The organism is Bacillus sp. MN7755, from assembly GCF_054771475.1.
In genome coordinates this window covers 91,471-112,526 of the sequence record NZ_BTRL01000019.1, presented here as the reverse complement: position 1 = coordinate 112,526, position 21,056 = coordinate 91,471, and the positions used below count along the sequence as shown (strand labels likewise).

Here is a 21,056-nt window from a genome sequence, read left to right as displayed (position 1 = left end):
CCCTTCATTTATTTTCCATTTATAATCTTACAACTTTATTGAGTATTCTGTCAATTATTTTTTCACACATTAAACAAAAATATATGATACACCATTTTGAAATAAGGGAATCTTCTGTAAGAAAGGGCATACAAAATAAAAAAAGAATAAGAAATCGTTTTCACAAACATTTCATTTGAAAAATGTTATCAAACCCCCTACAATCACCTTATACTCACTCTTACAAGTTGCTATTTTAGGAGGACTAATCATGACAACTAGCAATACGTACAAATTTTATTTAAACGGAGAATGGAGAGAAAGCTCTTCAGGAGAGACAATTGAAATTCCATCTCCATACTTACACGAAGTAATTGGACAAGTACAAGCAATTACTCGCGGAGAAGTAGATGAAGCAATTGCATCTGCAAAAGAAGCTCAAAAATCATGGGCGGAAGCTTCTCTACAAGATCGCGCAAAGTATTTATATAAATGGGCTGATGAGCTCGTAAATATGCAAGATGAAATTGCCGATATCATTATGAAAGAAGTCGGTAAAGGATATAAAGATGCGAAGAAAGAAGTTGTTCGTACAGCTGACTTCATTCGTTACACGATCGAAGAAGCTTTACATATGCACGGAGAAAGCATGATGGGCGATAGCTTCCCTGGCGGAACGAAATCTAAACTTGCGATCATCCAACGTGCACCACTTGGTGTTGTATTAGCAATCGCACCATTTAACTACCCAGTAAACTTATCTGCTGCAAAACTTGCACCAGCATTAATTATGGGTAACGCTGTTATTTTTAAACCAGCAACTCAAGGTGCAATTAGCGGTATTAAAATGGTTGAAGCACTTCATAAAGCTGGCCTTCCAAAAGGTCTTGTAAACGTAGCGACAGGACGTGGTTCTGTAATTGGTGACTACTTAGTAGAACACGAAGGTATCAATATGGTATCGTTCACAGGTGGTACAAACACAGGTAAACATTTAGCAAAAAAAGCTGCAATGATTCCACTTGTATTAGAACTTGGTGGTAAAGACCCTGGTATCGTTCGTGAAGATGCTGACTTACAAGACGCTGCAAACCATATCGTAAGCGGTGCATTCTCTTACTCTGGTCAACGTTGTACAGCTATTAAACGTGTACTTGTACACGAAAACATAGCGGACGAGCTTGTTAGCTTATTAAAAGCGCAAGTAGCTGAGCTATCAGTTGGATCTCCAGAACAAGACAGCACAATCGTTCCATTAATCGACGACAAATCTGCTGACTTCGTTCAAGGTTTAGTTGACGACGCTGTTGAAAAAGGTGCAACGATCGTTATCGGTAACAAACGTGAGCGTAACTTAATTTACCCAACATTAATCGACCACGTAACAGAAGAAATGAAAGTTGCTTGGGAAGAGCCATTCGGCCCAATCCTTCCAATCATCCGTGTTTCTTCAGATGAACAAGCAATTGAAATTGCTAACAAATCAGAGTTCGGTCTGCAAGCAAGTGTCTTCACTAAAGACATTAACAAAGCATTTGCAATTGCTAACAAAATCGAAACTGGTTCTGTTCAAATTAACGGACGCACAGAGCGCGGCCCTGACCACTTCCCATTCATCGGTGTAAAAGGTTCAGGTATGGGCGCACAAGGTATTCGTAAGAGCCTTGAGTCTATGACACGCGAAAAAGTAACTGTATTAAACTTCGTTTAATCTTATATGTAGAAGCTGATCTAGTTTTAGATCAGCTTCTTTTTGTATACATACTTCAAAAAACAGAGTATGTAGTTCTACTTCTGATTTGGTTTCCCAAACCGAACTAAAACATGCCATAATAATTTTAATTCCTGAAGCACTTCCTCATAAGTTCCACGATCACTCCAAGATAATGGATTGTGTTTCAAATCCACTACAGCAGGGCCAATTATATTTGCATCGATACAATTATTCCGTGCAATGCGTCTTGCTAAAGATGGCATTTTTGAACCTCTAAAATCCATTGGAACTTCATCTACCATAAGTACAAAGCCCATGTGCCAATACAAATCAATAGTATACTTCATACAAATTTCTTCTAAAGTTCTTCCTACATCCGTACCCTTAAATGAAGGATCCGCAACAAGCGCTTCCACGTCTTCTTTAAGAGAAATATCTCCATGAACTTGCGCTTCAATATAATGATTAAGATTACGGGCTGGCTCTTTGTCTGCTGAATCTATTAACGGCCTTTCCAGATTAGCCAGTAAATGATTAATGAATCTTGTTGGATTCAAATTCCCTTCCCCAATTGCAAACTCTCTTACGAATGTCTCTTCCAAAAGAGCAGCTAAAATCATATCAAACTCTTCATAAGTCCCCTTTTCTTTTGGATCTTGATGCGAATCTAAATACGTATATGTAGAGCGATAAGAAACTTTTGGAGATAAGAGAAAGTAACATGATCCAAAACGCGGAGCAGGCCCATCTGGGTGTAACATCAAATTTAGCGCTCCATACTTTGGCCGTTGGTTATTCGTTACACCCTCTAGTTGATATGCTCCTCCAAATATTCTCTTTTCCCAAAGATCACGCTCACCACCAGGGTAAGCAGATACACTTCCATTAGACAGCAATGTTTCAAACTGACTTTTATATATTCCTTGCTCAAGCAGTGCTTCAGCAATATTTTTCATATTCGAATCTAGTCTGTCTGGATGAAAGTGTAAAGCAATCCTTGCATGAGATTTTAAATTAGCAACAGCTTCTTCAAACATTTCATCTGTAATATTAGACATTTTAAGTATATGATTAATTGTTGCTTTAGCCCCGCGTTTTTCGTTCTCTGCATATTTTGAAATATACTCTAAAGCAAATAATTGAGACCTTGATAAATCCATGATCAAACCTCTCCTTTAATTGAAATGACCTTAATCCTTTCAATTAAAGGTGCATTTTTTCCTTCTTATACAAATTGAACAAAAAGCACTTTAACAAATCCTAGTTATAGATACGAGCCTTTTTTATAGGTAAATTCACACATTCTACAGAAATTTGATACCCTAGCCATCGCTCAGCAATATGTTCAAATGATAAGGCAGAGCCTGTTGTAAAAAAGCGATGCTTCGGATTCAGGTTATCAGACAGGATTCCTTTGTGCTGTAAAATTGTGCTTAACTCTATCGCTGTTTCTTCTGCGGAACTAATAATCGTTACATCTTCTCCTAGTTCCTTTTTTATATAGGACTCTAAAAGTGGATAATGCGTACATCCAAGAATTAACGTATCTATATCTTCTTTCGTTAATGGCAGTAAAGCTTGTTTCACTTGCTGCGTTACATATGCAATATCTTCTAATTGATTTTCTACAACTGTAGCTAAAGTCGGGCACGCGTGACTATGTACTTCCAAATATGTATCAAGCTCGTGCAATGCTTTTTCGTACATATTAGACTGTATCGTACCTACAGTTCCAATTACTCCGATTTTCCCTTTCTTTGTCACTTTAATTGCCGCTCTTGCTCCCGGATGTATAACGCCAATAACCGGAATGGACAGTGCTTCTTGTAGCGCAGTCAATGCAGCAGCTGCTGCAGTATTACATGCTACCACTAGAGCTTTTAACGGAAATTGTTTGAGGAACTCAACCATTTCAAATACGAAAGATTGTACCTCTTCTACACTTCTTGGCCCATACGGACAACGCTCATTATCACCAAGATAATAAATGCTCTCTTTAGGCAATTGTCTTATAATTTCGCTCGCAACTGTTAATCCCCCAACTCCCGAATCTAACACACCTATCACTGAATGTTTATGACATACAGACATATACTTCATCCCCTTTTCAATCTTCTAGCGTCAATAACATTTATTATATTATGAAAATTCAATATTACATAATAATCCCTCTCCCTTTTAATCACAAACTCTTCTCTATAATCTGATTATTACTATATCCATTGACGTATAAAAATTCATTTGTTACTCTTAAAGACGTTAATTTAATATTTAAATCCTCATTCGTATCTCGGTGAGGTAGAGGTTGCAATCATTAAGAGTATCATTTCAGGAGATGTAGTGGCATTGATGAAGGAATGAGAAAGGAATGATTGCCGAAGTAAGCCCGTGTCCACCATGCACGCTTGCTGGGTCTGCATTTAATAAGTGCAGAACTGTCACAAACGAAACGTTTCGTTTGTGGAGAGCTATCGAGAGGTATGTCGTGGGTTTCTTATAAGATAGAAAGCATGTAGCGGCAGATTACGTGCTTTTTTTGTTTTGTTTGGGACTTCTCTTCTCTACTAAGAAGACATACATATCTCCTCGCTTGACTTGGTTATACTAACTTTGGAGGTATTTTCTATGCAACAAAAAAAATGGGGCTTTTGGGTACTAACAGCTTTCGTTGTCGGTAACATGGTTGGCGCTGGGATTTTCATGGTGCCAAGTACGTTGGCACAAACAGCAAGCCCTCTCGGTGTCACTTTAGCTTGGTTAACAACAGGGTTTGGTGTTTTAATGCTAGCTCTTGTTTTCGGTAATTTAGCAATTCGTCGTCCTGATTTAACGACAGGACCACAAAGTCATGCATATGCTTTATTCTCAACACCAAAAAAGAAAAAAATGGCTGGTTTCAGTATGGTATGGGGATATTGGGTTGCAAACTGGGCAAGTAATGTTGCCATCATTACATCTTTCGCGGGATACTTATCACTCTTCTTCCCAATTATGAAAGATACACGACTACTATTTTCAATCGGTTCTTTTAACATAGAAGTCGGAAAACTAATTACATTTACGATTTGTTCCATCTTACTTTGGGGAACTCATATTATATTAACAAACGGTGTAAGTGGAGCTGGAAAACTAAACTTCTTAGCAACAACAACGAAAGTAACTGGATTCCTTTTATTCATCGTCGTTACGTTATTTGCATTCGAAGCTTCTAAGTTTGGACAATGGTACACACCGATGATCGATAAATCAGGTGTATCACACGGTCTTCTTTCACAAGTAAACTTAGCTGCTCTTACAACGCTTTGGGCATTTATTGGAATTGAATCAGCGGTTCTTTTATCAAACCGTGCTGTTTCTCCAAAAACGGTAAAACGCGCAACAGTTGCTGGATTACTTATTACAGTTGCGATTTACTTAGGAATTACAATTTTAACAATGGGTGTACTTCACGTTGATAAATTACAAGCTTCAGAACGTCCATTAGCAGATGCATTAAACGCTGCAATGGGTCATGGCGGCGGGAAACTGATGGCATTACTTGCTCTTACTTCCCTATTCGGTTCGATCTTAGGCTGGATTTTATTAAGCTCAGAAGTACCTTATCAAGCAGCAAAAGAAGGTTTCTTCCCTTCCTTCTTCACAAAAACAAACAAAAAAGGAAGTCCAATTTACTCATTACGACTAACAAACATTATGTCGCAAGTATTCTTATTCTCAACATTATCAGGAACAATTGCAGAGGCTTATACATTCGTTATTACCGTATCAACACTGGCCTACCTCATTCCATATCTCGTTTCACCAATCTTCCAGTTAAAACTAGTCGCTACTGGTGAAACATATAAAAATGAAATGCGGGCAAGAATTACAGATGGCATAGTCGCAGTGATTGCACTTTGCTACGCACTATGGGTTATTAAAACGGGTGCATCGGATATTAAAACGTTCCTTCTCGGAATTGGTTTATTCGTAATTGGCTTTGCCTTCTATCCACTAATGAATCGTGACCAGAAAAAAAATAACGAAAAGAAAAACGGGCAAGTTGCATAACGCAATTTGCTCGTTTTTTCTTTTGTAAAACATATATAATAGAACAAAGAGGTGAAAAACATGTCAATTGAATCACTATGGAGCAGCCGCTTCCAACAACATATTCAAAATATCATTACATACTTTGCACGTATGATTAACGGTTTACTATATAGCTTTATCTTTATTTCATGCGTTGGTGCATATTACTATGCTCAGTTTCTAAAAACATCTCCTTCTAAAGGAATATCTTTACTACTCATAACGCTCGTACTTACATTCATTATAACGAGATGCCCGATCCGTACATTTATCCAAAAGCCTGATGCTGTCTATTTACTAGCACTAGAAGAGAAATTAACATCTTATTTTAAAAAATCTCTTCTATATAATTACATCATTCAGCTTTTCCCATTGTTATTTACATTCCTTATTCTCGTTCCACTTGCCATGCAACCCTTACAATTAACTGTACCTTTCTTATGTACAATCTTTATCGTTTTAATGATTACGAAAGCTTGGAACATATACATACATTGGATGTGGCGTGATAGTTATGAAAAAAACATATGGCTTATCATTCGTATTGCTTGTAACGCACTCCTTATTTACATGCTGTTTTATGCGGCAAATGTTCTCATATTAGGCGGATTACTCTTGCTACTTACTTTCCTTTTTCTATATACGAAAAAGCAACCTACAAAACGAATACCGTGGGATTACATAATTGAACAAGAAGAAAAAATGAACGTTCGTTTCTATCAATTTGCTAGCATTTTCACCGATGTTCCGCAACTGAATAAGCAAGTAAATAAACGAAAATGGCTTACAAATTGGATTGAACCTTTATTACATAAAAAGCAAGCAACTTTCTTCTATTTACATACACTAGCATTTTTACGTGGGAATGATTATTTCGGTATATATATTCGCTTAGGGTTAATCGGTGCTTTCGCCCTATACTTTATTCCAAATATATACGTAAAAGGTGCTATTGCTTACATCGTCCTATATATGATTTCTATGCAGCTCCGTTCCCTGTGGAAATATTTTTCAGGAAATATTATTGTAGCATTATATCCAATTGATACTGAAAAAAGAATGAATCAATTTCTTCGCTTAATCTTTATATTACTAAGCATTCAACTCATTGTATTTTCAATTGTTATACTCATTGCTACCGTACAATTTTTACATAGCCTTATCATTATGATTATCGGGTTACTCTGGATCAAATTTATTATTGTACCAAAAACGAAGCAACGCATTTCTTCGTTTTAACGAAAAGAATTATCTTAAAAGCCAAGGAGAAAATAAATTATCTCCTTGGCTTTTTTATTTTTCTTCCTCAAACAAGAATAACTGAAACAACCGATATTTTATGATTTTTACATACAAAAACGATAATACATGTTTACGTCCTAATAAAAAGGGTATTTATTAAATTAACAGGGCAAAGGAGGGGCCTATATTGTGAATAAAAAAATTGAACAACTGGAACAACACGTTACCAATAATCAATGCAAACATGCTTTAACAACAAACCAAGGATTAAAAATAGCCGAAGATGAATTTTCTTTAAAGATGGGCTTAAGAGGCCCAACCTTAATGGAGGATTTCCACTTTCGCGAGAAAATGACCCATTTTGATCACGAGCGAATTCCCGAAAGGATTGTTCATGCACGCGGAGTTGGCGCTCATGGTTATTTTCAGCTTTATGAATCGTTAGAAGCATATACGAAAGCAGATTTTCTTACCAATCCTTCAAAGAAAACACCTGTATTTGTACGGTTCTCGACCGTTCAAGGTTCTAAAGGATCCAACGACACAGTAAGAGATGTACGCGGATTCGCCACAAAATTTTATACAGATGAAGGAAACTATGATTTAGTGGGTAATAATATGCCAGTATTCTTTATCCAAGATGCTATTAAATTTCCTGATTTTGTCCATGCAGTTAAACCAGAACCACATAATGATATTCCTCAAGGAGCTAGCGCTCATGATACCTTTTGGGACTTTGTTGCGCATAATCCTGAGTCCACTCATATGGTCATGTGGCAAATGAGCGACCGAGCTATTCCGCGTAGTTTACGAATGATGGAAGGTTTTGGAGTTCACACATTTCGACTCATTAACGCAGAAGGAAAAGCCCATTTCGTAAAGTTTCACTGGAAACCTGCCCTTGGGGTTCACTCATTAGTGTGGGATGAAGCTCAAAAGATTGCTGGGAAAAATCCTGATTTCCATCGTCAAGATTTATATGAAGCAATTGAAAAAGGGGATTATCCGGAATGGGAGCTCGGATTACAGCTAATTCCAGAAGAAGATGAGCATACATTTGATTTTGATATTTTAGATCCAACGAAATTATGGCCGGAAGAAGAAGTTCCTGTAAAACTAGTTGGTAAAATGACATTGAACAAAAATGTTGATAACTTCTTTGCGGAAACGGAGCAGGTAGCTTTCCACCCTGGTCATGTCGTACCAGGTATTGATTTTTCAAATGACCCTCTTCTTCAAGGAAGATTATTCTCCTATACAGATACACAATTATCTCGTTTAGGAGGCCCTAATTTCCATCAAATCCCTATTAATCAGCCCGTATGTCCTTTTCATAATAATCAACGTGATGGTATGCATCAAATGCAAATTCATCGTGGTCAAACAAGCTATCATCCTAATGGCTTAAATGATAGTCAACCAGCAACCGTCCAAGCCGAACAGGGCGGATATGAGCATTATCAAGAAAAGATTGATGGACATAAAATTAGAGGCCGCAGTAAAAGCTTCCTTAACTTTTATTCGCAAGCTAAACTTTTCTACAATAGTATGAGCCCTATTGAAAAGCAACATATAAAAGAAGCTTTTTGCTTTGAAGTTGGGAAGTGTAAATCAAACATGGTGAAGGCAAATGTAATTGCTCTACTGAATCATGTTGATCGTCAATTAGCACAGGAGGTCGCTAACATTATTGGAGCTCCCTTGCCTAAGGAAAATCACGAAGTAAATTTAGATGCAAAATCACCTGCACTAAGTATGTCCAACACTATTTTTAAAGCTGATTCCAAAAATGTTGCAATTCTATTAAATGATGACCCAAGCATCTCCCTGCTATCCGAATGGATTCAAGCTTTTGTACAGCATCGCATTAACTATAGCATCATAGATAATAAAATTTATCAGTTCAATGATTCCATTAAAGTAACTGATACTTATACAACAACAGACTCCTCCCTTTTTGATGCAGTATTAGTGTTTAGTAGTGAGTCTGTCATTCACCCCCCTGTTTTAGAATTTGCAGAAACTACTTTTAAACATTTTAAACCGATAGCTCATGTCCTTAGTAATCCCCATGCTTTGGACCATATTAAGGTTAAACTGGATGGAGCAGGAGTTTACAACTTAACAAACACTTCAATTGAATCATTTATAGAAGGCATTGCCCAAGGACGATTCTGGAACCGATAATATAATGTAAGGAGCGGATTAGAATGAGTAAAAAAATTGCTATTTTAATAACGGATTATTTCGAGGACACAGAATACACAGAGCCAGTAGAAGCTTTTAAACAAAAGGGATATGAATTAAAAACTATTGAAATGGAAAAAGGGAAAACGGTACACGGTAAGCAAGGAAAAAGTGAAGTCGTCATTGATAAAAGTATTGATGATGTTTCTCCAGAGAACTTTGATGCCCTCTTCATACCAGGCGGTTTTTCCCCAGATATACTTCGTGCAGATGAGCGTTTTGTTCGCTTTAGTAAAGCATTTATGGATGCGGAAAAACCTGTTTTCGCTATTTGTCACGGACCTCAGCTACTCATCACTGCACAAACACTTGAAGGACGCGATGTGACTGGATATAAATCCATTGAGGTCGATTTGAAAAATGCCGGTGGAAATTTTCATGATAAAGAAGTCGTCGTATGCCAAAATCAGTTAGTCACAAGTAGACAACCGGAAGACATCCCCGCGTTTATTGAAGAATCGTTGCGTATATTAAGATAGCTACTTTGGTTAACCTCTTTTATTTGTATGAAAAACAAAATGTAATCAGTGGGGTTTTATTCATTCTCCACTGATTATTAGCCCTCACCAACTGGTCGTTTACAGGCAATCCGACCTCCACAAATAGCGGGATAAATAAAAAGAAGGGGATCCAAAAGTTCAGTTTTAATAATCTTTTGGATTTCCCCCTTTTCTCGTCCCAAAATTTCTTATCACTTTTCATAGGCAGTTCTCATATGGTGAAAATGACTATATAATTCCTATCCATAAGTTAAATAATGATTTCGCACATATATAAATACAAAAGATGGGAGCCTTATTTATGAATAACAGTCCACCTTCAACGCCCCCAAATCCAACAACAGCAACAACGAAGAATCGTGAAGTGAGCTTACAAACGTTACGCGTCATCGGACTTATTGTACTGATTAGTAGCTACATATTAGTCGCTCTTTCTGAAGTAAGCACATTAAAAAATCTTTTGCTACAGCCGAATACCACTCCAAATTTAGCTGAAGTTGATCCATTTTAAAAATTATATAAAAAGCGAGTCCCAGTATAACTGGTTCGCTTTTTGTATAGTGTTATCCAATCTGAGAAACATTTCTTTCATTCTCATACTTCTCTTTCCCAATCGCCTTCATAAATAATAAAATACTGCTCATACCAACGATAAAATATAGAGCACTCATGCCCCAAGATGCAATAAATGAACCTAGCATAACACCTAATGCCCCGTTCATTTTCGCCATTTGAAAGACCATCCCGTTAATCGCCATATAAGAACCTCTCGCCTCATTTGGTACCATATCTGCCATAATAGATTGACGTACTGGCACATACATCATCTCACCTACCGTTTGGAAAAGCCCTGCGATTAATAAGATCCATAAACTATTGCTCGTTCCGAGTATTGTAAATCCAATTGTATAAATGAATAAACCTACATATAAGATTTTCAAATCGTTGAAGCTTTTCAGCATTTTAATAAGAAGTGCTGAACATAACACAACTAAAATTGTATTCTCTGCAGAAATCCAGCTCAGCATGCGAATACCTGTTAAATCAAAAGTAAACCCATTCCCGAATAAAAAATGCACCGTTTCAAACTCCTTCTGCAAGCGTACCCCTAAATAATTATTAATTTGAAACTCTAAAGACAATGTACATATACTCGCTACACAAAAAATTAAAAACGCTCTATCTTTCATCACAACTTTATAACTATCTGCCATATCTTTTAATACATTTTTCTTCTCTACTGTTTTTCTCGCTACATACACTTCTTCCATATATATAGCCATCACATATAAAGTAATAATCGCAACAAGCGTTAATACGATAAACAATTGTAATCTATAGTTTTCAAATAATAATCCACCAAATATTGCTCCAATTGCAATTGATAAATTAATAGCCCAGTAATTTATGCTGTACATCACTTTTCGATTTTCCGGTGTACTCACATCAATTAACATCGCTTCAGTCGCTGGATTCATAAGTCCAGATCCTAAACTATTCACTAACATAAATACAAATGTTAACCACGGTGAATCTACGTAATCCGAATTTGCAACTCCCATACAAGCAATGGAGATGACTTGTATACTTTGACCGATAATCATTACTTTTTTGCGTCCAAGTCGATCGCCAACATATCCACCATATAAACCAATTACTAATGAAGCTATTACATTAATAAGTAGTAAAGCACCAGCAATCGCACTACCTAACTTGATTGAAAAATAAATCGCCATAAATGGAAAAATCATTGTGGACACAGTACGTGTTAAAAACGAAGTTATAATTCTAATTTTAATATTTCGATGCATACTCCAAAATCCCATTGTTTCCCCCTCCTTATGCTTACTTATTTTACTTTGAAAAAGAGGAAGAAAAAGGTTAGAATATTCTAAAGAGTTTCCCCTTTTATTATAGAAGGAAGTGTATATATGAAAATTATGGACTATTACATTAGACTAAGATTACATGCGCAAGATCAACAACATATCAGGAATAGCTTACAAGAATTAGCAGATACTTTATATTGCAGTACGAAAAACGTGAAGATTTTATTAAAGAAAATGAATGAGGAGCAATTAATTAAGTGGACACCAGGGAGAGGTCGCGGGAATAAAACGGAAATTATATTTGTACATAGTTTCGTAGAAGCGCTTGAATCCTATGCAGATGAACTGTTATCGCAAGAAAAATTAAAGGATGTTTTTCTTCTTTTAAAAGAACCCCTGCCTCCTGCACTTCATAAGAACATTGAAAGTAAACTTCATCAGCATTTTGGTTATACACCTTCAAATGATATGTATGACATATTAAAGATTCCTATATCAAGAAAGATATTCCCATTAGATCCGGCTTTTGTGGCTGTAACTACAGAGAGCCATCTTACTAGTCAAATTTTTGATACATTAGTCGTTTATAACGATGTCACTGAAAAAATGGAGCCACACATTGCGCATACGTGGGAATTAAGTGTAGACGGGCTTACGTGGACCTTTTATTTACGAAAGGATATTCATTTTCATAACGAAACAGTTTTAACTTCTAAAGATGTACAATTTTCATTTGAAAGACTAAAAGAAGTTCATTCCCCTTTCGAATGGTTAACAGAAGAAATTGTTCAAATTGAAACACCCTCACCACTGCAAATTCGATTTCATTTAGCAAAACCCAACCTTTTTTTCTTACACTATGTAAGTTCCATGCAACTAGCAATTTTGCCGCGTGATGCGAGTATCGAAAATCATCATTATATAGGTACTGGACCTTTCAAGCTTGCTCATTACTCTGAAGATAATATCGTACTCGAAGCGTTCACTCATTATTTTAAAGAGCGCGCGTTATTAGACCGTATTGAATTTTGGGGTATTCCTGATCATGTACAAATCGATGCTGATTATGAACTACCAAATGAAGAAGAAAATGAAAGACATAATATACAAATAGAAGAAATAGGTTGTATTTATGCTGGCTTCAACTTTACAAAACCTGGTCCCCATCACGACATTTACTTTCGAAAGGCTTGGAGAGAACTATATGATGTTGAAACGATACTTCGTACCATAGAAGGAAGACGAACAATTGCTGCATCAAGTTTTTTCCCTGAAAGAAGTCGCCAAGCTTCTAAAAGATCTCACTCTTTAGAAAAAGCAAAAGAGTATTTAAAAAAGAGCACCTATAATGGAGAAACGATACATATTTACTTCTTCGCATTTAAAGATAGTGCAAATGATGCACATTTCTTAAAAGGACGGTGTGAACAAGTAGGATTACACGTAGAACTTCACCCATTTCTCGTTTCAGATTATATGAATCGTTCTATCGATCAACATGCCGATATTATTTTCATGGGAGAAGTGTTTGCTGCCGATCATGAACTTGCATTCTTAAATGTATTTAAAAATGCAAGCTGCTTCGTAAGCCGTTTCATGGACCCGCACTATGAAAAACAAATTAACTGTTTGATAGATACATTTTTATTAGAAGAAAATAAAGAGAAACGCTATGAGCTCATGTATGAGATCGAAGAATTTTTACAAGCAGAACACATCATTTTATTTAACTATCACGTTTTAAAAAGAAAAACATACCCTTCTTCTTTAAAAAATGTAACAATTGATTCATTCGGCTGGGCAAATTTTGCGAAGTTATGGATACAGCCATCCACGTATTAAATTATGTGAGCTTTTATAAAAGGAGAAAAACATGAAACGCAACCTAGAAAAAAGGCTTTCCTATCTATACACAGGTGAGTTATTTTCAGTCATTACTTTTATTTTCACAAGTTACTTACTTAATTATATTTATCCTACGTTACATTTATATTCCCTGTATTCTTTTTGGGTCTCATTTCTTATTTTAGAATTTATCTTATTACAAGGAACAATTTACTGGTACGTAAAGTGGAAACGATTAAAAAAAGAGAACACATCTGTTACGCCTATTAGGATGATTCAATATTTAAAAACACTTAAAAAGCTAAATATAGCATTAATTATCACGGGATTTACTACGTTTACTATTGATTTTATAATTTGGTATCCCCACTTACCTTTAGGCGGGCTATCATTCACTCTATTTATTTATATTTTTGCATTACTTGAGTACATTAACTATTATCATACTGAGCTTTCATACGATAACATCTCTGATATAAAACATTTAATCAAATCAAAAAAACTAAAACAGTCCTGTATAAGTAAAGATTTTCAACGTATTTCATAAAAGAGAAGGTACTACATCTTTAGTAGTACCTTCTTGCGCACAAAGATGCAAACTATTATTTAATTACTCTATCTAAATGATCATTCAAGTTCAATAAATACTGCTCAATATTCGGATGCTTCACCACATCATAGCAAGCAAAACTCTTTAACGGACTCATCCCAAGAAACTTCTGCACCCGGTGTAAATGACTAAGCGTTGATTCTAAACTTTCCCCTTCAAAGAACTTCGTCTTATCTCCAAATGATTTTTCAGGTGCATTCCAAGTTGTAGAGAACATATATTGCTTCTCTGTTAATAAACCACCTGCGCCATATTCATCTGCGCCTTCAAAGAACAAACCGTATTCATATACTTCATCCATATACGTTTTAAGTAATCCCGGAACACTGAACCAATAAATCGGTGTTTGATAAATCACAACATCCGCCCATAAAAACTTATCTTGTTCTTCTTTTATATTGTAGCCATCTTGAATCGTTGTTGTTTTCACATGATGATTCTCGCTTAATACCGTTACCATATGATCCACTAACGTTTTATTTAATCGTCCTTCCTTTGTACCGTATTTTTCATGTCCATTTATAATAAATATATTTTTCATCGTTTTTCTCTCCCCTACTCTATTCCTCACTTATTAACCCAAGTTGCTGTTTCAACGTAAGATTATCTTCCAAATGCCAATCTTCCGTTATCTTTCCGTCTTTCACATGCAAAATGTCTATTGCAGAAAAGCTAATATTTTTACCGTTATGCGTTCCTGTAAAAGAAAGACGAGCTGTTACTTTATCACCAACAACTAATAAATCTTCAATCTCGCAATGTATATTAGGAACGACTTTACGAAAATTTTGCGCTGCAAATTTTAACCCTTCAACACCTTGTGGTCGCCCTTTCGGCAACGTATTATCGAAAAAATCTTTCGTAACAGTCTGCGAAATAAGCTCCTCTTTACCTGTATCCCAAAATGCGTAAAAACGCTGAGCTGCATGAACCATTTCGGTCGCTTCCATTTTACTTAGTGAAGGATCGATTGTCATTGTTTTTGCCTTTGGCATTTCTTTTAATAACTGGACTCCAGTTTTTTCTTCCACACCGCATGCTACAAGTACAATACAAACAACAAACAAACTAAGGAATCCAAACAACTTTTTTATCCCCATGAAAATCACCACCTCCTCATCTAAACCCTTTGTATTTCGTATTGCTATTGTATATGCACTAACTTCCTTTATGGAAGTAGTGATATTTTTTTCATATAGTTACCAAAAGTATAGTTTTGTGATACTATAAAGCAAATTCATTCAAAAAATTTTATGGAGGCTAGTTCCATGAACAATATAGATCCAGTTGAATTAACGAAAGGGTTACCTGGCATACCTTGTCCTATCGCTAAAACGCTTGATGTAATTAGTACAAAATGGACATTTTTAATCATTCGCGATCTTCTTATCGAAGGAACATTACGCTTTAGTGATTTACAAAAATCAATGGATGGCATTAGTCCGAAAACATTATCGCTTCGACTAAAAGAATTAGAAGCTCAAGGGATTATAACGAGAAAAGTATATCCAGAAGTTCCGCCTCGTGTAGAGTACACATTAACGGATAAAGGAAAGCAATTAGAGGGGATTTTTATTGAATTAAAACGGTTTGGATTAAGTTTATAAAACAAAAACCCCTTACCGTCGTAAGGGGTTTTATTACTTCGCAAAACTTTCAGCTAACTGTTTCTCTCTCCACATAAATGTAATACCGAGACCAACTATTAAAACAACTCCTGAAAATGCATATGGATAATGAATATTCATATCAAATAATATTCCGCCCATCGCTGGTCCTGCTATATTTCCTAAACTCGTATAAGTCGAGTTCATACCAGCAACGAATCCTTGCTCTTTTCCAGCTGCTTTTGATAAAAACGTCGTTAAAGCTGGACGAAGTAAATCAAATGCAAGGAAAATAAAGCACGTAACGAGAAGTACAATCCAATAATTAAAGACAATAGTTGAAACGAATGCTAATACTGCACCTACAATTAAACAGATTTGAATTAACACTTTTTCACCAAACATATCAACTAATTTTCCAAACATAAATACTTGCACAACTACCCCAAAGATTGAACTAATTGTAATAATTGCCGCAATATCTTTCGGTGTGAACCCAAACTTATGATCAGAAAACAGACTAAACACAGTTTCATACGCTGATAGACCGAATGCAAGTACAAATACGATAATAAATGCAATTGCATACATTGGATGTAACGATTTCTTTAAATCCCCAATAAAACTTGATTCTTTCGTATTAGAAGAAATCTCTGCAAGCTCTTCTTTCGTTAATGGTTCTTTTAAAATAAAGATCGAAATCACACATGCTACAAAGGCAATTACTGCTGCAACGAAAAACGGCACACGTATACCGTATTCTGCAATAAATCCGCCAATTCCAGGCCCTATAATAAATCCGGTACTAATTGCCGCAGACAAGTATCCCATTGCCTTTGGACGTTCCTGCATAGATGTAATATCAGCAACATATGCCGTAACACCAGGCATAATAAATGCAGCACTAATTCCGCCTAACACCCTCGCTGCATAGAGCATCCATACATCTGTTCCTAATCCAAAAAGAAGCTCTGAAACACCAAAAATAAATAATCCAATGATTATCATTTTCTTCCTACCATAAAGGTCGACCCAGCGACCTGTAATAGGTGAAGCAATAAGCTGAGCCATTGCAAACACTGCAACGAGATAACCCATCGTCTTCCCTGTTAAACCCATATCATTCATAAAGGACGGCATAACCGGAATGATTAATCCAATCCCTAAAAAAGCAATAAATATATTACTCAAAAGAATGACCAACACCATCTTTTGTTCTTTTATCGGTTTCTTCACTTTTTAACACCTCTTCCCGTAAATTCCTCTCAAAAAATAATGCCCAAGAAGCTTTTTCTTTATCCTGCTCTTTGTGGGCTAATAATGAGTGGAGATGCTCCACTCATTAGAATTTCACTCTATCCTTCCACACATACATAAGTATTAGATGAATGACTATCATTCAGTTTTCCTCAAAAATGAACCTACCTTTTCAGACAGGTTCATCCCACTATTTCTTTATATGTAGTGCATGTGTTAAAAAATCTAGTACTTCTGCCTTTTGTAGCTCGACTTGCTCATCATCTTTATGATCATATAAATAAACTTGTTCCGCTGCTGATTCAACAAGAGCAATAAATAACTTCGCTGTTCGCTCTGCGTGTACTGACTCACGAATTTCACCGGCTTCTTTCGCCTCACTTAAAAATTCACTTAGCCACATATAAAGAGGCTCATACACAGCTTCCCATTCTTTTATATGTTCTGTAGATGCAAGACCCGCATACATTAAAGCTTGTATTTCACGATATTCCTCTATGAAGTGAAACACCGCATCTATTACTTGCGTAACTTTACTTGAGAAAGGCGCATCGTTTTGCACTTTTTCTTTCACTGCAAGTATCATCTTTTCAACCATCACTTCTGCTATTGCAGGCATAACAGATAACTTAGAAGGAAAATATAAATAGAAAGTTCCTTGTGCAATGCCAGCCAATTTCACGATATCAGAAATCTTCGTTTTTTCAACGCCCTTTTCCTGAAACACTTCAATCGCTGCATAGACAATTTTTTCTTTTTTATTCATCATCTAAACCCTTTCAAACACGTATTGAATGACTGTCACTCATTTTATAAGATAATTGATTGTACTGTCAATGATAGTGAACTCTAAGAGGAAATCATTTTTTAATATTAAAAATCTCCTAACAAACCATTAGGAGATCAAATGTAGTATATCTTTACGAAAGAGCCTTTAATCCTGTCACTCCGCATACAATAAGAGCCACACTAATGATACGTGCTTTACTTTTCGATTCACCAAACAGGAACATGTTTAATAAAACGGCACCTGCTGTTCCAATACCAATCCAAACCGCATACGCGACACTTACTTGTAAGAATAAGAACGATGTATACAAGAATGCGAAAGATGTAGCAAAGCCACCTATATAAATTGCACCATTTGCTAACGTCTTATCTTTACTATACATTTTAAGACCGATTACACCGACTATTTCACTAATTGCAGCACAAAATACGAAAAACCAACCCATCTTTAAGCAGCTCCTTCCATAGTTTCTTCTTTATTATCAGCTAGCTTTAAACCGATAACTCCGGCTACAACCATCATGATAAAGAATAATTTCCCTACACTGAAACTGCCGCCAAAAAGAAATACATCCATTAAGAACGTACCTACCGTACCAGCTCCGGCGAACACAGCATATACAGTCCCTGTTGCAAGATGTTCACACGCTTTAGAAAGGAAGTGAAAATCGACAGCAATAACTCCTAAAATAATTATCCAATGCCACCACGTATTAGCCGTATTAAAACCAAACACCCAAAAAATTTCAAAGATACATGTTAATATGACATATAACCAAGCTTTATTTTTCATACCTCTCACCTCTTATGACTGACTATCAGTCATTTTTGTTTTAAAAAAATATACTCTTTCATCCCTACTATATATAAACAACTATCATCCTCATTTACCATTTATATTTGTTCCGTTTTCAAACTAACTACATCCTGCCACAAAAAATGACTGAATGTCATTCATATGTATTGTACATGAATATTTTAAAAACTGTCAATATCGAAAAGTTATTTAAAAATTTATTTCATCCGATTTGTATATTTCCTAATAATCTGTCAATACTGCTAGTAACATAATATTTTCTCCACTCCCCCTTGGAGAGATCCCTTAAATAGAGCAGTTAGCTTTTGCTAGCTGCTCTTTTTTCTTTTGCTTCACCCAACATACCGAATCATCGCCACCTCATCACAATAATCAACTTTTGGACAATGTCTACAATCAATCCATACTTTCTCTGGTAATGCATCTCTATTCACAAAATCAAATCCGCACTTTTGAAAAAATTCCGTTTCATAGGTTAGAGAAATAACTCTACTCACTTTTATTTTCGCTGCTTCATTCATGACATGATTCACTAACATACGTCCGATTCCTTGCCCTGCATATGTATGCGAAACGACTAATGATCGAACTTCTGCAAGGTCCTCCCCTAACACATGTAAACCAGCAACTCCAACGATGTTCTCTCCTTCTTTCATAACATATAAACACTGTAAATATTGATAGAGAGATAAAAGAGAACGTGGTAAAACCACTCCTTCTTTTGCATAAACTTCAATAAGACTATAAATTCCTTTCACATCACTCGTAACCGCATTACAGATTTTCATATGCTATCCCCTTACCCCTGATATTAATATTTATAACTCAAAATGAATTTTAATACATAATTTTATATAATAATACATCTCTCCTTTCTCCCCGTCAATCACTTTTCTTAACCTTACACAAACAAAAAAACCAAGCAATCTAATCGATGCTTGGTTCCTCATTTCGTATCGGCAATACCGTCGAATATTTAATTTCACGAAGTGCCAAACTCGTTTGTATCTTTGTAATACCAAGCTTATTCAGCTTTCTAATAAACTGCTCTAATTCTTTACGATCACGATTTGCAACCTTTAATAAATAATCATACTCCCCTGTTAAACAGTGACATTCTAACACTTCAGGCATTGACTCTAATTCTTTTTCCAACACCTCAAGTTTATCCGATTGATGAATATTCGTACTCATAAAAATGAAGCATAACAAATCAAAACCAAGTTTTTCTTGATTTAAAATGGCTACTTGCTTATCAATGAACCCTTCTCCATCTAATCTTTTTATTCTTGCATGCATCGCAGCCGGTGATAAATTAACGCGTCGCGCAAGCTCTGCATTACTTACATGTGACTCCTTCTGCAATATATCTAAAATTTGTACATCTAAATCATCCAACACTTTAATAACAGACGACTCCATTATAATTCCCCCTTTTTTCTTACCGATGATTCTTCGAAAAAACACCTTATAACTTATATAAAACTGAATATTTTTCTTCAAATGGTATTCATAACAAAATATTTTATCGACTTTTATCCATTATACAAAAGAATATATTACACAATAAAGAAAAATGCTAAAATTATTTACAATTCACATTGATTACAACAAAGGGGATTTTAGTATGCCTTATTTTTATGTCTTTTTACTATTATTAACGAGTTTATTATGGGGAGGAAATTTCGTCGTTGGAAAATCGCTCGTTAATCATGCGTCGCCGATGACACTTACAAACTTAAGATGGATGATTGCCATCGTTTGTTTATTACCGATGGTTTGGTTTAAAGAGAAGAAAATCATTCCACCACGTGCTGCCATACTTCCTTTAATACTAATGGGGATTTCAGGGGTCGCTCTTTTTAACATTTTTCAATTTTTAGCACTAGAAAAAACATCTGCAACAAATGTAGGACTTATTTCTACATTGAACGCAATTTCAATTGCACTATTTTCAGTATTATTTCTAAAAGAAAAAGTAAATACACTTCAAATTCTATCCATGATTCTTTCATTCTTCGGGGTTATCCTCGTCCTATTAAAAGGTGATTTCTCACTATTATTTTCGCTACATTTTAATAGCGGAGATTTATGGATGATTGCGGCAGTTTGTATTTGGGGAATGTATTCTGTTTGCAGTAAGTGGGCAACAAAAACAACTACACCACTTATGGCGACATTATATTCTGGTATTTTCGGCGTTATTTTATTACTGCCATTTAATATAGGGAGTTTCACTGTTTCAAATATAAATACTTCTTTCATCACATCACTTTTATATACTGGACTTATTTCAACAGTACTTTGTATGGTATTTTGGAATATTGGCGTACAAAAATTAGGAGCAACTACATCAGGGATTTTTCTAAACTTCAATCCGATTTTCACAGCTATTTTAGCATTCCTGTTCCTCGGAGAAGAATTAACTTGGATACAAATTTTAGGGACCATTATCGTTGTGACAGGATGTTATTTATTTTCCCATTTCAAAACTGTTGTTGTTCAGCCAACTAGAGCTTTAATGCGAAAACATTCTTAATCAAAAAACA

General features: G+C 35.6%; 21 protein-coding genes and 1 riboswitch. Of the genes, 10 read left to right on the top strand and 11 right to left on the bottom strand.

Translation table 11 applies throughout. The annotated features are described in order from the left end of the window. The first annotated feature begins 250 nt into the window (after positions 1-250). Positions 251-1,690, top strand: a complete 1,440-nt coding sequence (gapN, locus tag ACYVEC_RS22405) for an NADP-dependent glyceraldehyde-3-phosphate dehydrogenase (RefSeq protein WP_063223805.1) — start codon at positions 251-253, stop codon at positions 1,688-1,690. A 77-nt stretch (positions 1,691-1,767) separates the two neighbouring features. On the opposite strand, the gene ACYVEC_RS22400 is transcribed toward gapN, so the two are convergent. Beyond that, a complete protein-coding gene (locus ACYVEC_RS22400) occupies positions 1,768-2,853 on the bottom strand; it encodes a DUF3626 domain-containing protein (RefSeq protein WP_063223803.1) in 1,086 nt (361 codons plus the stop codon). Between the two features lie 100 nt (positions 2,854-2,953). Continuing rightward, positions 2,954-3,784 (bottom strand): glutamate racemase, encoded by an 831-nt coding sequence (gene racE / locus ACYVEC_RS22395; RefSeq protein ID WP_063223801.1) that lies wholly within the window; start codon positions 3,782-3,784, stop codon positions 2,954-2,956. Positions 3,785-3,984: 200 nt separating this feature from the next. Next, positions 3,985-4,172, top strand: a riboswitch (Lysine riboswitch). A gap of 146 nt (positions 4,173-4,318) precedes the next feature. Between racE and ACYVEC_RS22390 the strand changes: the two genes are divergently transcribed. From ACYVEC_RS22390 to ACYVEC_RS22370, 5 genes are all read left to right on the top strand, one after another. Further along, positions 4,319-5,743, top strand: a complete 1,425-nt coding sequence (locus ACYVEC_RS22390; protein ID WP_001186292.1) for an amino acid permease — start codon at positions 4,319-4,321, stop codon at positions 5,741-5,743. A gap of 60 nt (positions 5,744-5,803) precedes the next feature. Continuing rightward, the gene (locus ACYVEC_RS22385; RefSeq protein ID WP_098555720.1) at positions 5,804-7,003 is read left to right on the top strand and encodes an ABC transporter permease; all 1,200 of its coding nucleotides are present in this window, start codon (positions 5,804-5,806) and stop codon (positions 7,001-7,003) included. A gap of 192 nt (positions 7,004-7,195) precedes the next feature. Continuing rightward, entirely contained in the window at positions 7,196-9,193 is a 1,998-nt protein-coding gene (locus ACYVEC_RS22380) for a catalase (RefSeq protein ID WP_142332732.1), read from the top strand. A 23-nt stretch (positions 9,194-9,216) separates the two neighbouring features. Continuing rightward, complete coding sequence (locus ACYVEC_RS22375; RefSeq protein WP_063223795.1) at positions 9,217-9,732, top strand: type 1 glutamine amidotransferase domain-containing protein; 516 nt, start codon at positions 9,217-9,219, stop codon at positions 9,730-9,732. 322 nt (positions 9,733-10,054) lie between these two features. After that, complete coding sequence (locus ACYVEC_RS22370; protein WP_063223791.1) at positions 10,055-10,264, top strand: hypothetical protein; 210 nt, start codon at positions 10,055-10,057, stop codon at positions 10,262-10,264. 52 nt (positions 10,265-10,316) lie between these two features. On the opposite strand, the gene ACYVEC_RS22365 is transcribed toward ACYVEC_RS22370, so the two are convergent. After that, positions 10,317-11,579, bottom strand: a complete 1,263-nt coding sequence (locus ACYVEC_RS22365; RefSeq protein WP_063223790.1) for an MDR family MFS transporter — start codon at positions 11,577-11,579, stop codon at positions 10,317-10,319. Positions 11,580-11,663: 84 nt separating this feature from the next. On the opposite strand from ACYVEC_RS22365, the gene ACYVEC_RS22360 reads away from it, so the two are divergent. Both ACYVEC_RS22360 and ACYVEC_RS22355 read left to right on the top strand, forming a co-directional pair. Next, positions 11,664-13,424: an SgrR family transcriptional regulator gene (locus tag ACYVEC_RS22360; RefSeq protein ID WP_142332733.1), complete on the top strand. Its 1,761-nt coding sequence runs from the start codon at positions 11,664-11,666 to the stop codon at positions 13,422-13,424. Positions 13,425-13,455: 31 nt separating this feature from the next. Beyond that, entirely contained in the window at positions 13,456-13,974 is a 519-nt protein-coding gene (locus ACYVEC_RS22355; protein WP_063223786.1) for a hypothetical protein, read from the top strand. A gap of 55 nt (positions 13,975-14,029) precedes the next feature. Here the strand turns inward: ACYVEC_RS22355 and ACYVEC_RS22350 are convergent, their stop codons facing one another. Next, on the bottom strand, positions 14,030-14,578 hold the full coding sequence (locus ACYVEC_RS22350; protein ID WP_063223784.1) for an NAD(P)H-dependent oxidoreductase: 549 nt from the start codon (positions 14,576-14,578) through the stop codon (positions 14,030-14,032). A 19-nt stretch (positions 14,579-14,597) separates the two neighbouring features. Continuing rightward, entirely contained in the window at positions 14,598-15,137 is a 540-nt protein-coding gene (locus ACYVEC_RS22345; protein ID WP_098555722.1) for an ester cyclase, read from the bottom strand. A 168-nt stretch (positions 15,138-15,305) separates the two neighbouring features. On the opposite strand from ACYVEC_RS22345, the gene ACYVEC_RS22340 reads away from it, so the two are divergent. Next, positions 15,306-15,644, top strand: a complete 339-nt coding sequence (locus ACYVEC_RS22340) for a winged helix-turn-helix transcriptional regulator (protein ID WP_063223780.1) — start codon at positions 15,306-15,308, stop codon at positions 15,642-15,644. A 33-nt stretch (positions 15,645-15,677) separates the two neighbouring features. Here ACYVEC_RS22340 and ACYVEC_RS22335 read toward each other — a convergent pair whose 3' ends face one another. The 6 genes from ACYVEC_RS22335 to ACYVEC_RS22310 form a co-directional block, all read right to left on the bottom strand. Next, positions 15,678-16,880: an MFS transporter gene (locus ACYVEC_RS22335; RefSeq protein WP_063223777.1), complete on the bottom strand. Its 1,203-nt coding sequence runs from the start codon at positions 16,878-16,880 to the stop codon at positions 15,678-15,680. A gap of 211 nt (positions 16,881-17,091) precedes the next feature. Continuing rightward, a complete protein-coding gene (locus ACYVEC_RS22330) occupies positions 17,092-17,670 on the bottom strand; it encodes a TetR family transcriptional regulator (RefSeq protein WP_000981271.1) in 579 nt (192 codons plus the stop codon). A gap of 151 nt (positions 17,671-17,821) precedes the next feature. Beyond that, complete coding sequence (locus tag ACYVEC_RS22325) at positions 17,822-18,136, bottom strand: DMT family transporter (protein WP_000539670.1); 315 nt, start codon at positions 18,134-18,136, stop codon at positions 17,822-17,824. Between the two features lie 2 nt (positions 18,137-18,138). Beyond that, positions 18,139-18,483: a DMT family transporter gene (locus tag ACYVEC_RS22320; protein WP_063223775.1), complete on the bottom strand. Its 345-nt coding sequence runs from the start codon at positions 18,481-18,483 to the stop codon at positions 18,139-18,141. A 356-nt stretch (positions 18,484-18,839) separates the two neighbouring features. After that, the gene (locus ACYVEC_RS22315; protein WP_063223773.1) at positions 18,840-19,295 is read right to left on the bottom strand and encodes an N-acetyltransferase; all 456 of its coding nucleotides are present in this window, start codon (positions 19,293-19,295) and stop codon (positions 18,840-18,842) included. Between the two features lie 139 nt (positions 19,296-19,434). After that, positions 19,435-19,929: an Lrp/AsnC family transcriptional regulator gene (locus ACYVEC_RS22310; RefSeq protein ID WP_098555725.1), complete on the bottom strand. Its 495-nt coding sequence runs from the start codon at positions 19,927-19,929 to the stop codon at positions 19,435-19,437. A gap of 205 nt (positions 19,930-20,134) precedes the next feature. On the opposite strand from ACYVEC_RS22310, the gene ACYVEC_RS22305 reads away from it, so the two are divergent. After that, positions 20,135-21,046, top strand: a complete 912-nt coding sequence (locus ACYVEC_RS22305) for a DMT family transporter (protein ID WP_098555727.1) — start codon at positions 20,135-20,137, stop codon at positions 21,044-21,046. Positions 21,047-21,056: the final 10 nt, after the last annotated feature.

Coding starts and splice junctions, on each gene's coding strand:
- ACYVEC_RS22390 (WP_001186292.1), top strand. CDS start 4,319: ATGCAACAAAAAAAATGGGGCTTTTGGGTACTAACAGCTTTCGTTGTC.
- ACYVEC_RS22345 (WP_098555722.1), bottom strand. CDS start 15,137: ATGGGGATAAAAAAGTTGTTTGGATTCCTTAGTTTGTTTGTTGTTTGT.
- ACYVEC_RS22315 (WP_063223773.1), bottom strand. CDS start 19,295: ATGAAAATCTGTAATGCGGTTACGAGTGATGTGAAAGGAATTTATAGT.
- gapN (WP_063223805.1), top strand. CDS start 251: ATGACAACTAGCAATACGTACAAATTTTATTTAAACGGAGAATGGAGA.
- ACYVEC_RS22330 (WP_000981271.1), bottom strand. CDS start 17,670: ATGATGAATAAAAAAGAAAAAATTGTCTATGCAGCGATTGAAGTGTTT.
- ACYVEC_RS22340 (WP_063223780.1), top strand. CDS start 15,306: ATGAACAATATAGATCCAGTTGAATTAACGAAAGGGTTACCTGGCATA.
- ACYVEC_RS22320 (WP_063223775.1), bottom strand. CDS start 18,483: ATGAAAAATAAAGCTTGGTTATATGTCATATTAACATGTATCTTTGAA.
- ACYVEC_RS22350 (WP_063223784.1), bottom strand. CDS start 14,578: ATGAAAAATATATTTATTATAAATGGACATGAAAAATACGGTACAAAG.
- ACYVEC_RS22370 (WP_063223791.1), top strand. CDS start 10,055: ATGAATAACAGTCCACCTTCAACGCCCCCAAATCCAACAACAGCAACA.
- ACYVEC_RS22310 (WP_098555725.1), bottom strand. CDS start 19,929: ATGGAGTCGTCTGTTATTAAAGTGTTGGATGATTTAGATGTACAAATT.
- ACYVEC_RS22400 (WP_063223803.1), bottom strand. CDS start 2,853: ATGGATTTATCAAGGTCTCAATTATTTGCTTTAGAGTATATTTCAAAA.
- ACYVEC_RS22385 (WP_098555720.1), top strand. CDS start 5,804: ATGTCAATTGAATCACTATGGAGCAGCCGCTTCCAACAACATATTCAA.
- ACYVEC_RS22365 (WP_063223790.1), bottom strand. CDS start 11,579: ATGGGATTTTGGAGTATGCATCGAAATATTAAAATTAGAATTATAACT.
- racE (WP_063223801.1), bottom strand. CDS start 3,784: ATGTCTGTATGTCATAAACATTCAGTGATAGGTGTGTTAGATTCGGGA.
- ACYVEC_RS22355 (WP_063223786.1), top strand. CDS start 13,456: ATGAAACGCAACCTAGAAAAAAGGCTTTCCTATCTATACACAGGTGAG.
- ACYVEC_RS22325 (WP_000539670.1), bottom strand. CDS start 18,136: ATGGGTTGGTTTTTCGTATTTTGTGCTGCAATTAGTGAAATAGTCGGT.
- ACYVEC_RS22375 (WP_063223795.1), top strand. CDS start 9,217: ATGAGTAAAAAAATTGCTATTTTAATAACGGATTATTTCGAGGACACA.
- ACYVEC_RS22305 (WP_098555727.1), top strand. CDS start 20,135: ATGCCTTATTTTTATGTCTTTTTACTATTATTAACGAGTTTATTATGG.